This window comes from Thermanaeromonas toyohensis ToBE (assembly GCF_900176005.1).
GTDB lineage: Bacteria > Bacillota > DSM-521 > Neomoorellales > Neomoorellaceae > Thermanaeromonas > Thermanaeromonas toyohensis.
Map to the genome: position 1 here is coordinate 1,125,935 of NZ_LT838272.1, position 13,689 is coordinate 1,139,623.

A 13,689-nucleotide genomic window follows, 5' to 3' on the forward strand; every position below is an offset into this window, starting at 1 on the left:
AGGTTGTGAAGGAAGGTATACTGCTTAAAGGTATAGGAGGTTTCTACTTTGTAGAGGCTAATGGGGAAATTTATCAATGTCGCCTGCGCGGCCGCTTTAGGCAAGAGGAGAAAGAGTTTTTACCTGGAGATCGCGTCCAGTTTAGAGAAATAGCCCCCGGCCAGGGAGTAATTGAGGGTATATTACCCCGTAAGACTAAGCTAGAGCGACCGGCGGTGGCCAATGTAGATCAGGTTATCATAGTAATGTCCTTGGGGGAGCCTCCCCCTGATCTGGAACTTTTGGATAGGCTCTTGATCTTAAGCCTGGCCAATGGGACGGAGCCCATTATCTGCTGGAACAAAGCTGATATAGCTAAAGAGGAGTTTATCGGTTTACCATCTTTGTATCAAGGGCTCGGCTATCGGGTGTTAGTCACCAGCGCTAAGACAGGACAGGGTATAGAACTTTTACGGGAAACCTTGAAGGGTCATATTAGCACCTTTGCCGGCCCTTCGGGTGTGGGAAAATCTTCATTGCTTAACGCTATCCAGCCTGGTCTTAATTTAAAGACCGGGGAAGTCAGCCGCAAGATGGGGAGGGGACGCCATACTACCCGACAAGTGGAGCTCCTTGTATTAAAAGAAGGGGGTATGGTAGCCGATACTCCAGGCTTTAGCCGGCTTTATTTACCGGAAATGAAACGAGAGGAGCTCGCGAGCTATTTCCTTGAAATGGAGCCTTATGAAAGCCAGTGCCGGTTTCATTCTTGTTTGCATCGTACTGAACCAGATTGTGCAGTACGTAGAGCGGTAGAAAAGGGCCTTATCCCCCGCCATCGTTATGAACATTATCTAAAATTCTTGGGTGAAGTTATAGAAGCTGAAAGGAGTTACTAAAAAGCATGGTCATTATAGCGCCTTCGTTACTTGCGGCTGATTTTGGCCGGTTGCGGGAAGAGATCGCCTGTATAGAAGCAGCGGGGGCTACATGGTTACATTTAGACATAATGGATGGGCATTTTGTCCCTAACCTCACCTTCGGGCCGGGGGTAGTGTCTGCTTTAAGACCCTACACTAAATTAACTTTTGATGTGCACCTTATGGTGGAACAGCCGGAGAATTTTATCCAAGCCTTTGCCGAAGCTGGGGCGGAATGGATTTCTGTACATGTGGAGACCTGTCCACACCTCCATAGGGTAATCCACCAAGTGAGGGAGGCAGGCTGCCGGCCAGCGGTAGCATTGAATCCGGCCACTGGCCTCCAGGGGCTGGAATGGGTTTTGGAAGAAGTGGATATGGTCCTCGTTATGACGGTTAACCCTGGCTTCGGAGGCCAGCGCTTTATTCCTTCTATGCTCCGGAAAATAGAGGAATTGGCTAGATTAATAAAAGCCCAGGGGAAAGAAGTGTTGATAGAAGTGGACGGGGGGATCAGCGCGGATAATGCTGCTGCTGTGTGTCGGGCTGGTGCCCAGGTTCTAGTAGCGGGGACTGCTATTTTCGGCCAACAGGATAGAGTCGCTGCCTTTAAGGCCCTACATTATGCCGCAAGCCGAGCTGAAGAGGTCGATGCGAGAACTGGCTATAGAGGGTAGGTAGAGCTAAGGCCTTAAATGGCCTACCTTCCGGTTCTTAGTTCGGCAGCCTTGGCGCTGAGGGCAGGGCCGACACGGACGATCCCTGTTTCTTCGATTTCCAAAAGGTGCACGCGGGGATCGTGCCCGCACACCCGGCAGCCATCAATGCGTACAGTGCGGACTATATCTCCTGGTTCCTTCCCGTAGAAAGAAGAGGTGCTGCGGCTGACCACCATCTTGGTTAAGACCAGCGTGCAGTCCAGGATGTGGGATACACCGTATCCGCCAGCTGCTTCAGCAGAGATCTCTTCGTGGCTGCTGCGCTTTTGGGAGATGAAGATAGCTGTCTGATAATGCTCCTTCATTACCTCATAAAGGCGGCGCACTATGGTGCGTGCCGCAGTCTCCTTGCCCTCGTAAAGCCCAGTGATGGAGTCTATAACACAGGCCTTTATATTGTGGTCTCTGATGATCTGAGTCAAATGATGGCAGAGCTCTCCTATGTTTTCCCTCACCTCGGGTAGGCGGACAAGCTCCAAGAGAAAAACTTTGTCTTCGATTTCCTCCCAGGCCAATCTTAAGGCCTGAGCCCTTTGGCGGAGCCCTTGGGCTAAGAAGGGAGCAGGAACCTCTACAGTAACAAAAAGGGTGGCAAATTGGCGTGCAGCCTGGGTCAAGGCGAACTGTTCAGCCATAAGGGTTTTACCCGTATCGGGCACGCCTGTAAGATGCACTACTGAAGCCGAAGGAAGGCCCTTTAGAGGCACCTTACGGTAGCCCTCCTCTTCCATGGTGAAGGTAAAGAAAAGGTCGTCTAGCCCTGGAACGCCTGAAGGGATACCGAAAAGCTTAGGGATACGTTCCTCAAGCTCCTTAAGCTTTAAAACCCGCAACTTTTACTTCCCCTCCTTCTTAAGTCTTGGGCCAGCTAGACTAGGTAAGAAAGTCAGGTCCATAGCACCACCTGCTGCTCCATTTTAGAATGGCCTCCGAGTCCAAGTCAAGGATTAGGCCTTAGGGGCTGACGAGTATCTGGTTAAACCTGGAAAGGCAACAATTAGGTAAAATTCTCATCATAGAGGACTTTTTCTGCTCAAAATTTAGGGAGGGAGATTGAAATGAAGGCCTACACTAAATACCTATGGTTTAACACCCTAAGACGCCGTGAGTATATCAACATCACCGACGAAGTAGAAAGGGCGGTAAAAGAAAGTGGTATTCAGGAAGGTATGGTCCTGGTATCTGCCATGCATATTACCGCCGGAGTCTATGTTAACGATGATGAGGAAGGCATCATCCAGGATCTAGACGAGATGCTCGAGAAGCTCGCTCCCTTTGGGAAACCTTATCGCCACCACCAAACGGGCGAGGACAATGGCGACGCACACTTGAAGAGCATATTAGTCCATCACCAGGTCATTTTACCTGTTACCAATGGCAAGCTGGATCTGGGCCCGTGGCAGCAGATATTTTACGCCGAGTTTGATGGGCAGAGAAGAAAGAGAGTCATCATCAAAGTAATAGGGGAATAGAACTGTGTTGGAGATTTCTGGTACAGATCTTGAGGCTTTTAGAGTGAGGGTGCCTCCTGATTGTCGAACTGCGTTGAGCTCCCATTTCCCTTGACGGTTTAAGTTAAGGGGTGCTATAATTCATACTGACGTCTTCGGGGTTAGGTGAAATTCCTGACCGGCGGTGAAAGCCCGCGAGCTGCTTTTTAAAGCAGTTGACCCGGTGGAATTCCGGGGCCGACAGTGAAAGTCTGGATGGGAGAAGGCGTCAAAGATACTTCAGTCTATCCTGTCCTACCCCGAGGAGCGGAGCGGGGTTTTATTTTTTATGGGGGAAGCTCGGGATAAGTTCTTCATGGAGAAAGCGCTGGAGTTGGCCCGGCTGGGGCTAGGGAGGACCAGCCCCAACCCAGCAGTCGGAGCTGTTGTGGTCCGGGACCAGAAAATAGTGGGGGAGGGTTATCACCAAAAGGCAGGCACCCCTCACGCGGAGATTCATGCTCTGCGGGCAGCCGGGGATCTGGCCCAGGGCGCAACTTTATATGTCACTTTGGAGCCGTGTTGTCATTATGGTCGAACACCTCCCTGTACCGAAGCTATTAAAGCTTCTGGTATCCGTAGGGTGGTTATAGCCATGCCTGACCCCAATCCTAAGGTGGCGGGAAAGGGTATAAGAGAGCTTAAAGAAGCAGGGATAGAGGTAGAGGTGGGGGTCCTGGCCCAGGAGGCCCAGCGATTGAATGAAGCCTTTAGTAAATACATTACCACTGGTTTGCCCTGGGTAACCATGAAGGTAGCCATGACCCTTGACGGGAAGATAGCCACTCGTACTGGGGCTTCGCGGTGGATAAGCTGTGAGGCCTCCCGCCAGAAGGTTCACGAGTTAAGGAATACCCACGATGCTGTTTTGGTAGGCATAGGGACGGTCCTGGCTGATGATCCTTTGCTTACTACCCGATTACCAGGGGGCCGGGATGCCGTAAGGATCATCCTGGATAGTCGTTTGCGGTTGCCGCTGGAAGCTAAAGTTATTAACCCTGCTTCTAGTGCCCCCACCTGGGTAGCCACCACCGATAAGGCTCCGGTAGAGAAGCGGAAGGAGCTGGAAAAATTAGGAGTAGAAGTGCTTGTTCTCCCCTCGGAAGAGGGCCGGGTTTCCTGGCCGGCCTTACTTAAAACTTTAGGTGAGCGCGAGATAATGAGCGTTCTCATAGAGGGAGGGGCAGAAGTCAACGCTTCGGCCCTAGCCAATGGTGTAGTGGATAGGGTGATAGCCTTTATCGCCCCCAAGATCTTTGGGGGGAGGGAAGCGCCGGGACCGGTGGGAGGTATGGGCGTAAGCCAGCCATATGAGGCTTGGGAATTGGAACAAGTAGAGGTTCATCCTTCAGGCGCCGATATAATGATAACCGGCTTGGTTAAGAAAGGGTCTCGATAGGAGTATGGGGCTACAGGAGTAGGCGGCAGTTCAATGGATTTTGGTAGATGAATTCGCGCTCGATAGGAATATGGAGCTTAAGGAGCAGGGGAGGCTGCTTTAAGGGTTTTTTAATAGGGAGGGCTAGAGGCTTGTGTTTACCGGTATAATTGAAGAGATCGGAAGGGTAAAGGAGGTAGAGCTTTACGGCTTGGGAGCGCGCCTTGTCATACAAGCTCAAAAGGTCCTGGAAGGTACCAAGGTAGGGGACAGCATAGCTGTAAACGGAGCCTGCCTTACAGTGGTAGAACTTAAAAGAGGGGCTTTTGTAGCCGAGGTCATGGAGGAGACCCTTAGGGTGACCAATCTGGGGCGATTAAAGGTGGGGGAAGGCGTCAACCTAGAAAGGGCTCTGCGCTGGGGAGACCGCCTAGGAGGGCACCTGGTCAGCGGTCATGTGGATGGTGTGGGGCGTATACTTGACCGGAAGTCTGTGGGTCAGGCTCAAGAGATAACCGTGAGCCTGCCCGAGCACCTCCGGCGCTATGTAGTTCCTAAAGGTTCCATAGCACTGGATGGTACCAGTTTAACTGTTATCGAACGGCGAGACTCTACCTTCAAAGTGGGGCTAATCCCACATACCCTACAGGCCACGGTCTTAGGTTTCAAGGGAGTGGGGGAGGAGGTAAACATTGAGGTGGATTTGATAGCTCGGTATTTAGAAGGACTTTGTGGCCTGGAAGGACTGTACGGAAAAACAGGACAAAGCAATGGAGCGGGGCTGACCTGGGAGTTTCTTGCCGAGCATGGATTCGTTTAAAAGGCTTTTGTTTAAGAGAGCTAGAAAGATACCGGCTGGGCACCTTGGTGCTTAAGGAGGTGGGAAAATTGAGCGAGGAATTCCGTTTTAATACTATTGAAGAGGCTTTGGAAGATATACGAGCTGGCAAAATGGTTGTGGTAGTAGATGACCCGGATAGGGAGAACGAGGGGGATCTAGTTGCGGCAGCGGAAAAGGTCACTCCTGAGATTATAAATTTTATGGCCACATACGGCCGTGGCCTTATATGCATGCCCATAAATGGGCAGCGCTTGGACGAGTTAGAATTGGGCCCAATGGTCACTGAAAATACAGAGGCCCAGGGTACAGCCTTTACGGTTTCTGTGGATGCAGCAGAGGTGACCACCGGCATTTCTGCTTATGAACGGGCTCTGACCATAAAGAAAATACTGGATCCTAATACTAAACCGAGCGATCTGCGCCGGCCCGGGCATGTATTTCCTATCCGGGCCAAAGAGGGTGGCGTGCTTAAGCGCGCAGGGCATACTGAGGCCGCTGTAGATCTGGCCCGCTTGGCAGGGCTGTATCCTGCAGGCGTGATCTGCGAGATTATGAATGACGACGGTACCATGGCCCGCGTACCGCAGCTAATGGAATTTTGCCGGCGTCATAACCTTAAAATCATCACCATTGCAGATCTTATCCAGTACCGCCGGAGGACAGAAAAGCTCATACGACGAGTGGCGGAAGCCCAGCTACCTACACGGTATGGAAGCTTTCGGGCCATAGCTTATGAGGATATTCTCGAGAAGCAAGGCCATTTGGCCCTAGTGAAAGGTACGGTGGATGACGGCCGTCCAGTGCTTGTTAGGGTTCATTCCGAATGCTTAACTGGAGACGTCTTCGGTTCCTACCGGTGTGACTGCGGGGAACAGTTAGAACGGGCTTTGCGCCTAATTGAGGCTGAAGGGCGCGGTGTACTTCTATACATGCGCCAGGAAGGAAGGGGGATAGGACTTCTAAATAAAATTAGAGCCTATAAATTACAGGAGGAAGGGAAAGATACGGTAGAAGCTAATGAGGCCTTGGGTTTTCCTGCTGATCTTAGAGATTATGGGATTGGAGCCCAAATTTTAGCGGACTTAGGGATCCGGGAGTTAAGACTCTTAACCAATAATCCCCGCAAGATAGCCGGCTTGGAAGGCTATGGTCTCCGGGTAGTGGAGAGAGTACCCCTCGAGATTAAGCCCAACGGTATTAACCGCCGCTATCTTCAGGTCAAGAAAGAGAAGCTGGGGCATTGGTTAAAGATAGGATAAAAAGGCAGGATAATTTGAGCATTCCTGTAATGATTTAGGATAGCCGTTGCCAATAAGAAAGCCTCCTGGTAGAAAGGAATTGAACGACAAAACCTCAGATACCAGGAGGCGAGCAAGCGATGCAAAAGGCCGAAAAGAAAGCCTTAGTTTATGGCAACGTGCTGATCGTGGGAGTGGATGTAGCTAAGAAAAACCATTACGCCCGGATATATAACAGCATGGGTATCGACGTAGTAAAACCGTTCTACTTTCATAATAGCAGAGAAGGTTTCTGCCGTCTACTAGGGAAAATAAGCGAAGCCAAGGAGAAAGAGAAGGCGGAACGTATCATTATAGGCATGGAACCCACAGGACACTACTGGAAACCTCTAGCCTATTTCCTAAAAGAGGCAGGTTACACTGTAGTAATTGTAAATCCTTATCACGTTAAAAACAGCAAAGAGATGGAAGACAATAGCCAAGACAAGAACGACCGCAAGGATGCAGGCCTTATAGCCCAACTGGTAAAAGAGGGCAAATTCTTGCACTGCATCTTACCGGAAGGGATATATGCAGAACTGAGGACCCTTTATATTACCCGGCAGCAGGAACACAAAAAACTTAACGCTGCCCTCTGCCAGCTTAAAGCCATAGTAGATGAATATTTTCCCGAGCTAATGGAAGTATTTAAGAGTCTTTTAGGCAAGGCAGCCCAGTGGGTCTTAAGGAACTGTCCCTTTCCTAAGGACATATTAAGCCTAAAGTTAGAAGAACTAGAAGAAGGGCTAAAACAGGCCTCGAACAGTAGAGTAGGGATAAAGAGGGCTCTTGCTCTAAGGCAAGCAGCAGAAAAGAGCATAGGTGTTAAAGAAGGGCTAGAAGGGGCTAAAGTCAAACTTCAAGCCTGCTTGGAAGAAATCGAGTTTTACCAAGGTCAAATAAGGAAGACAGAGGAAGCCATGGGGCGATACCTAGAGGAGACAGGTTTAGCGAATTATCTTTTAAGCATTCCTGGGGTAGGGGTAGTAACAGCGGCAGGCTTTTTAGGGGAGATAGGTGACCCAGCGAAATACCAGCACTGGAGACAGATACGGAAACTAGCTGGTTATAACCTAACGGCCCAGAAATCGGGGAAGAAACAGAAGGCCAAGACCACCATATCCAAGAGGGGTCGGCCGGGGCTAAGGAATCTACTTTACCAGGCGAGCCTTATTCTAGTGGCTAAGAACAAAGAATTTAAAGCGCTATATCATTATTTCTTAAAGAGGCCGGAAAATCCTTTAACGAGGAAGCAGGCTCTAGTAGCTGTGGCTTTAAAGCTAGTGCGGGTGATGTTTACCCTTATTACCCAGAAGAAGGAATATGATGCCAGCAAAGTATTAGGGAAATACCGGGAAGAACAACTAAAGAAAGTAGCTTAAAGAGCTAGGGAGGTTTTGGGTGGGGGAAGCCAAATCCCTCCATAAGGGCATAGACCCTGTAATTAAGTAAAGGCAGGCCCCACCCGCCCCCTTAAGGCAGGACGAAGGAATGAAAGGGCAAGACCCTGCGAGAAATGATAGGGTAGCCTGGGGGCGAATTTTAAGGTGAGGGTCCACCCAAAACCTTAGGATAAAAAATACTCAAAAATACCCATGGTAATTTTTAACCCTTCTCTCTCGTTTCTTAGATGGAGGATGAAAAACTTGAAAATCTAAGAGAGCGAGAGATAGAGGGAGATTTAAGCAAAAAATTGAGATAGGAGAGACAATAGGGGAAAAGCATAATTAAATAGACTCGGTTTAAAAGGGAGGGGTAATGATTCTTATGCACACTTTTCAAGGGAAACTTACTGCTCAAGGTTTAAGGTTTGGTATAGTGGTGAGCCGCTTTAACGAGTTTATCACTAGCCGTTTGCTGGCTGGTGCTCTGGATGCGCTAGAACGGCATGGTGCTGAACCGGAAGGCATACATGTGGCTTGGGTACCAGGAGCCTTTGAGATTCCTCTTGTCGCCCAGAGGTTGGCCCAGCGGGGGTATGATGCTGTTATCTGCCTAGGAGCTGTTATTCGGGGAGCTACACCTCATTTTGAATACGTAGCGGCTGAAGTCACTAAAGGAATCGCCCAGGTTAGTCTGGCCACTGGTATTCCTATTATTTATGGGCTTATTACAGCGGATAATCTAGAGCAAGCCATTGAACGGGCGGGAACTAAGGCGGGAAATAAAGGATTTGAGGCTGCCATGGCTGCTATAGAAATGGCTAATCTCTTAAAGCAGCTAGATGGCGAGCCGAGAAGCTGAAATAAAAAATTAGTTTTTTACCCTCTATCCCCGCCTTTTTAACACTTATACCGCCCGTTGGACCTTGCCTGAACGCAGGCAGCGGGTACATACATAAATACGGCGGCAAGTGCCATTAATGACCGCCCTTACGCGCTGTAGATTAGGAAACCACTTTCTTTTGGTTTTGATGTTAGAGTGACTAACCTGGTGTCCGGTACCAGCTTTCTTGCCACAGATAGCGCAGACAGCCATAAAATCCACCTCGCTTTAAGGTATCACGCCGCTTATTTTACCAAAGTTCTTTCCTTAACGCAAGGAGAGGGGAGGGAAAGTGTCGAAGATAGTATTTACCTCGGGGCAAAAGGGGTGTAGGGCAATGAAGGAGACCAAAAAGTTACAGGAACAAAAAGCAGAGGTTATACCTTTTAAAATTACTAAAGATCTTTCCATCTTGGAAGTTTTACAAGCTTATCCAGAGGTGCGCTCCATTTTTATCCGCCATGGTATGGGGTGTCTAGAGTGTATGGGCGCTATGGCCGAAACCATCGAAACTGGAGCCCGGATGCATGGGATAGACCTAGAGGAGTTACTAGCTGACCTCAATAAGGCTATACAGAAAGGCTAAGCTAAAGACAAAAATTAAAGGGAGAGGGGTAAAAAGGGGGAACAAAAAAGCCTAGAATAGCTTATGAATAGGCCGATAGCTCAAGTTAAGTATGTGGGCCATAAAAAAGCAATAAAACTTTCACACCTTGGTATTCATACCACTAGGGACCTTCTTTACCACTTTCCCCGGCGTTATGAGGATCGAAGGCAGCTTAAGCCTTTAAACCAATTGGTTCCTGGTGAAACTGTTACAGTAAGGGTTATGGTAGTGAGTTGGGAACAGAGGGAACTACGACCTAATCTCGTGCTGGTACGGGCTGAAGTTTCTGACGGTCACCATAGGGGTTATGCCCTTTGGTTTAACCAACCTTACATTAAGCGCCGGTTGCCTCCAGGGAGCCTGGTCCTCCTTACCGGGAAAGTTAGCCGCCGTTCTATTTTTCCGGAAATCCAAGTGGAGGAATATGAACTAGGGGATAGTGAAGGTTCAAGCCTAAACACAGGATATCTAGTCCCTTTTTATCCTTCCACAGCAGGGCTAACGCAGCAGTGGTTTCGGAAGGTGGTTTTTCAAGCCCTCAGTGAATCTCTTCCCTTTGTGGAGGAAACGTTACCCTTAAAATGGCGGGAAAGATATCGCCTGGTACCCTTATCCAAAGCTTTAAAGGATATCCACTTCCCCGCCGATGAAGAAGCTCTGCGTCAGGCAAGAAGAAGATTAATTTATGAGGAGTTATTGATATGGGAACTAGCTTTAGCCTTACATAATCATAAGCGGAGGATGGTTGCCCCAGGTATTGCCCATAGCCGAGATAATACTTTAGTGGAAAGGTTTTTACGTAGTTTGCCTTTTTCTTTAACCAAAGCCCAGGAAAGGGTTATCCAAGAGATATTCGCTGATATGGAAGCCCCCCGTCCTATGGCCAGGCTCCTGCAAGGAGATGTGGGGTCGGGCAAGACTATTGTAGCTGCTGCGGCCTTACTTAAGGCGGCCGCTGGTGGCTGGCAAGGAGCCCTTATGGTACCTACGGAAGTGCTGGCTGAACAGCACTTCTTGACTTTTAAACGGCTGTTAGCCCCTTTAAGCTTACCTATAGCTTTACTTACTGGAAGCACTAGCCGCAAAGATAGAGAGAAAATTTTGCTTGGCCTAGAAGACGGTTATATCTCTATAATTATTGGAACCCATGCCTTGATACAACAGGATGTAAACTTTAAAGCTTTAGGCCTTGCTGTCATCGATGAACAGCACCGCTTTGGTGTGCGCCAGCGGGCGGAGCTTTCCTCTAAAGGCTTCCTTCCCGATCTTCTGGTGATGACTGCTACTCCTATTCCTCGAACTTTAGCCTTAGTAGCGTACGGCGACCTGGATGTGTCTCTGCTTGATGAGTTACCACCAGGGAGAAAACCTGTGCTAACCTATGTTTTAAGCGAAAGCCAGCGGCAGCAGGCCTACCGATTGATCGCCCGGGAGGTTTTAGCTGGTCGGCAGGCTTATATTGTCTGTCCTTTGATTGAGGAAAGTGAAGTTTTGGAAGCCGCGGCCGCTACCGCTAAGGCTCAAGAATTGCAGACAAAAGTATTTCCGGGATTTAGAATAGGTCTCCTTCATGGCCGAATGCGGCCCGCCGAGAAGGAAGAAATTATGGAGCGTTTTCGTCAAGGCGAAATCCAAATTTTGGTTTCGACTACAGTTATTGAAGTAGGAGTAGATATACCCAATGCTACAGTAATGATGATCGAAGGTGCTGAACGCTATGGGCTAGCCCAGTTACATCAGCTCCGAGGTCGGGTAGCCCGGAGCTACTACCAGGCTTATTGCTTTTTAGTTACAAGGAATAATGATGTTGAGGCGAAGCGCAGGCTTAAGGTATTGGTAGAAAACCACGATGGGTTTGCCATCGCCGAAGCTGATCTTAAGCTCCGCGGACCAGGGGAATTATTTGGTACCCGCCAACATGGATGGCCGGAATTTCGCTTAGCTGAATTTCCCCGCGATCTTAAGGTATTAGAGCAAGCAAGAAAGGATGCCCACTTCCTTATCTCTTCTGGATACCTTGACCAGCCCGAATTCGCCGTCTTAAAAGCGTTAGCTGAAAGCAAGATCCAGCAACTTAAGTTGTGAATTTTTTTCTTTACTTTAGATAAACTAAATTAAAGGGCATCGATAACCCCCAAAAGTAGTGTAGGTACAAAAAGTTAGTGTATATAGACAAGCGTTTATAAATTTAAAGAAGGGGGCGTAAAACAATGAAAGTAGAGGAAGGAGAACAGGCCTTGTTAGCTTATTTTTCCAGTAGCAACTCCGCCCACGAAGCTGTATTAGCGTTGAGGCGTGCTGGGTTTCGGACGGCTCAGCTTGATAGGGTAGGCCGGTTTGGAGTGCGCTTTAACGATCGCTACAACAACCCCCTAGCCAACCAGGCTAACACCATTACAGGTTTGACTTTATACAGTGCAGATATTAACCCCCAGGTAAAAACAGACACCCGCGCCCTTCTAGGGGCAGACCCCTCAGTGAGCGGAGTGGGTCTAACTAATTATGGAGTAGCCGGAAATGAGGGGTTTTTAGTTACTGTTGTAGTTCCTCAACAACGGGTGGAGGAGGCCAATAAAATTATTACCCAGTACGGCGGCCGGTTATAATTTTTATTTTTTTAGTATTGTAATAAAAATTTTTGCTGACCAAATAATACTAGCTGAGTTTAAGCATAAAAGGGTCCCCACGAAGCATACTAGAACTAGACCAAGGGTTAAGGAGGTGAAATAGATGCCTCGTGGAGGTAGGACCAACCGCCTCTTGATCCCACAAGCTCGGGCCCAGATGGAGAAATTCAAGCAGGAAGTGGCCAGTGAGCTGGGGATCTCTAACTACAGCGGTTACCTCGGCGATCTACCCTCCAAGGTAAACGGTTCGGTTGGGGGGTTGATGGTTAAGAAGATGATCGCCGCCTATGAGCAAACGCTTACCGGGACTGCCGCTGGCGGCCTTGGTGGCGATGTTGAGCTGGGCGCTGCTGAGCAGGTAACCGGGCGGATTAGCGGCCCCAACCCCGCTTTTACCACCGGTGGACAGAAATTAAACATCAATGCTCAGCAGTACAACGCCCAGTCTACCGGCATGGTCTAAACCCTCTTTCTCCCTCCTGGTCCAGGCGGGCCCTGCGCCCGCCTTTTTTCAATGTAAGGGAATAGCCATTTTGGTTTGCAGCAAGGTGGTATGCAAGGTTTGATTCAGGGCAGCTCCCACCACCCAGGCCAGGTTATGGATTAGTTCGTCGATCTCCTTCGGGGTAACTGTTAAATTACCGCCGAAGGGCTTTAATATTTCCTGGACCAGCCCTTGAGCCCAGTTTGGGTTTTGTACCCAAGGGCTGCGCTCGATACCTTGGCCTGTTTTAGCTAGTGTTTCATATATGATTACTGCGGCGTGGACCACCGTAGGTATGCCCACCGCGATTACAGGTATACCCATAGTCTCGCGGTTTATGGCTGTGCGCTGTTTACCTACTCCTGAACCTGGACTGATACCGGTATCTGTAATTTGGATACTAGTCCCGATACGGCGCAGGTCCCCAGCTGCCAAGGCATCAATGGCTATAATAGCCCTCGGTTGGGTACGGTCTACCACACCCCGGATGATTTCTGCTGTCTCAATCCCCGTGGTACCCAGAACGCCAGGGGAAAGGGCGCTTACTGGCCTACTACCGGGAGGCAGGGTTTGGGGTGCATATTGGAACAGGTGTCGAGTAACGGTAAATTCGCCGATAACCTTAGGGCCCAAGGAGTCTGGCGTAGCTTGCCAATTACCAAGACCTACCACCAATACCGGATCTGTCGGCCCTACCCGGAGGTGCTGAAGAAGAGCGGTTAATTTTTGGGCGAGCAGTTGAGCCACAGCTTCCTGTACCGGAGGGTTGGCCGTAAGTAAACCTGGGGCTTCTATGGTAATATATGTACCCGGGGGCTTTCCTAGAGCCTGCGCTCCTGTGGCACTAAAAATATGAATGGTTGTGACGGTTGCCTGGGGATAATGTTCTTTGTCTTCTTTGACCCCTGGGATTTCCTGCTTAGTGGCACCACGTAAGAGAGCGTGGGCTTCTACCGCTAAATCTAGGTTTACGCCACAAGCGCGATAGAACTGGTAACGGTCCACGGGCTATTTTCCTCCTTGGATTTCCTGCAATAGGTTATCCAGAACTAAAAAAAATATGCATGGGCAGGGAATTTCTCCCCAGGTGTTGAATAAATTT

At 49.2% G+C, this 13,689-nt stretch carries 15 protein-coding genes and 1 riboswitch; of the genes, 12 read left to right on the forward strand and 3 right to left on the reverse strand.

The features are described 5' to 3' along the window. Nucleotides 1–5 precede the first annotated feature (5 nt). Both rsgA and rpe read left to right on the forward strand, forming a co-directional pair. Entirely contained in the window at nucleotides 6–878 is an 873-nt protein-coding gene (gene rsgA, locus B9A14_RS05525; protein ID WP_084664578.1) for a ribosome small subunit-dependent GTPase A, read from the forward strand. 5 nt (nucleotides 879–883) lie between these two features. Then, nucleotides 884–1,576: a ribulose-phosphate 3-epimerase gene (gene rpe, locus B9A14_RS05530; protein WP_084664580.1), complete on the forward strand. Its 693-nt coding sequence runs from the start codon at nucleotides 884–886 to the stop codon at nucleotides 1,574–1,576. A gap of 23 nt (nucleotides 1,577–1,599) precedes the next feature. Here rpe and B9A14_RS05535 read toward each other — a convergent pair whose 3' ends face one another. Further along, a complete protein-coding gene (locus B9A14_RS05535; RefSeq protein ID WP_084664582.1) occupies nucleotides 1,600–2,451 on the reverse strand; it encodes a KaiC domain-containing protein in 852 nt (283 codons plus the stop codon). Nucleotides 2,452–2,676: 225 nt separating this feature from the next. Here B9A14_RS05535 and B9A14_RS05540 point away from each other — a divergent pair, with 225 nt between their 5' ends. The 6 genes from B9A14_RS05540 (at nucleotide 2,677) to ribH (ending at nucleotide 8,848) form a co-directional block, all read left to right on the forward strand. After that, complete coding sequence (locus B9A14_RS05540; protein ID WP_084664584.1) at nucleotides 2,677–3,090, forward strand: secondary thiamine-phosphate synthase enzyme YjbQ; 414 nt, start codon at nucleotides 2,677–2,679, stop codon at nucleotides 3,088–3,090. Between the two features lie 126 nt (nucleotides 3,091–3,216). Then, a riboswitch (FMN riboswitch) is annotated at nucleotides 3,217–3,340 on the forward strand. Between the two features lie 57 nt (nucleotides 3,341–3,397). Continuing rightward, nucleotides 3,398–4,507 (forward strand): bifunctional diaminohydroxyphosphoribosylaminopyrimidine deaminase/5-amino-6-(5-phosphoribosylamino)uracil reductase RibD, encoded by a 1,110-nt coding sequence (gene ribD, locus B9A14_RS05545; protein ID WP_084664586.1) that lies wholly within the window; start codon nucleotides 3,398–3,400, stop codon nucleotides 4,505–4,507. A 133-nt stretch (nucleotides 4,508–4,640) separates the two neighbouring features. After that, nucleotides 4,641–5,306, forward strand: coding sequence for a riboflavin synthase (locus B9A14_RS05550; protein ID WP_084664588.1), 666 nt, complete (start codon nucleotides 4,641–4,643; stop codon nucleotides 5,304–5,306). Nucleotides 5,307–5,374: 68 nt separating this feature from the next. After that, the gene (locus tag B9A14_RS05555; protein WP_084664590.1) at nucleotides 5,375–6,586 is read left to right on the forward strand and encodes a bifunctional 3,4-dihydroxy-2-butanone-4-phosphate synthase/GTP cyclohydrolase II; all 1,212 of its coding nucleotides are present in this window, start codon (nucleotides 5,375–5,377) and stop codon (nucleotides 6,584–6,586) included. Between the two features lie 119 nt (nucleotides 6,587–6,705). Next, the gene (locus tag B9A14_RS05560) at nucleotides 6,706–7,986 is read left to right on the forward strand and encodes an IS110 family RNA-guided transposase (RefSeq protein ID WP_084664592.1); all 1,281 of its coding nucleotides are present in this window, start codon (nucleotides 6,706–6,708) and stop codon (nucleotides 7,984–7,986) included. 385 nt (nucleotides 7,987–8,371) lie between these two features. After that, complete coding sequence (gene ribH, locus B9A14_RS05565; protein ID WP_084664594.1) at nucleotides 8,372–8,848, forward strand: 6,7-dimethyl-8-ribityllumazine synthase; 477 nt, start codon at nucleotides 8,372–8,374, stop codon at nucleotides 8,846–8,848. Nucleotides 8,849–8,893: 45 nt separating this feature from the next. Here ribH and rpmB read toward each other — a convergent pair whose 3' ends face one another. Continuing rightward, nucleotides 8,894–9,082, reverse strand: coding sequence for a 50S ribosomal protein L28 (gene rpmB / locus B9A14_RS05570; protein ID WP_084664595.1), 189 nt, complete (start codon nucleotides 9,080–9,082; stop codon nucleotides 8,894–8,896). A gap of 124 nt (nucleotides 9,083–9,206) precedes the next feature. Between rpmB and B9A14_RS05575 the strand changes: the two genes are divergently transcribed. The 4 genes from B9A14_RS05575 (at nucleotide 9,207) to B9A14_RS17925 (ending at nucleotide 12,566) form a co-directional block, all read left to right on the forward strand. Continuing rightward, nucleotides 9,207–9,455: a DUF1858 domain-containing protein gene (locus B9A14_RS05575; RefSeq protein ID WP_084664597.1), complete on the forward strand. Its 249-nt coding sequence runs from the start codon at nucleotides 9,207–9,209 to the stop codon at nucleotides 9,453–9,455. Between the two features lie 63 nt (nucleotides 9,456–9,518). Then, entirely contained in the window at nucleotides 9,519–11,561 is a 2,043-nt protein-coding gene (gene recG / locus B9A14_RS05580) for an ATP-dependent DNA helicase RecG (protein ID WP_084664598.1), read from the forward strand. Between the two features lie 125 nt (nucleotides 11,562–11,686). Continuing rightward, nucleotides 11,687–12,082 carry a hypothetical protein gene (locus B9A14_RS05585; protein WP_084664600.1) on the forward strand — a complete coding sequence of 132 codons (396 nt, stop codon included), beginning with the start codon at nucleotides 11,687–11,689 and terminating at the stop codon, nucleotides 12,080–12,082. A gap of 124 nt (nucleotides 12,083–12,206) precedes the next feature. Beyond that, a complete protein-coding gene (locus B9A14_RS17925) occupies nucleotides 12,207–12,566 on the forward strand; it encodes an alpha/beta-type small acid-soluble spore protein (RefSeq protein ID WP_084664602.1) in 360 nt (119 codons plus the stop codon). Nucleotides 12,567–12,614: 48 nt separating this feature from the next. Here B9A14_RS17925 and gpr read toward each other — a convergent pair whose 3' ends face one another. Then, on the reverse strand, nucleotides 12,615–13,592 hold the full coding sequence (gene gpr, locus B9A14_RS05595; RefSeq protein WP_084664604.1) for a GPR endopeptidase: 978 nt from the start codon (nucleotides 13,590–13,592) through the stop codon (nucleotides 12,615–12,617). Nucleotides 13,593–13,689 lie beyond the last annotated feature (97 nt).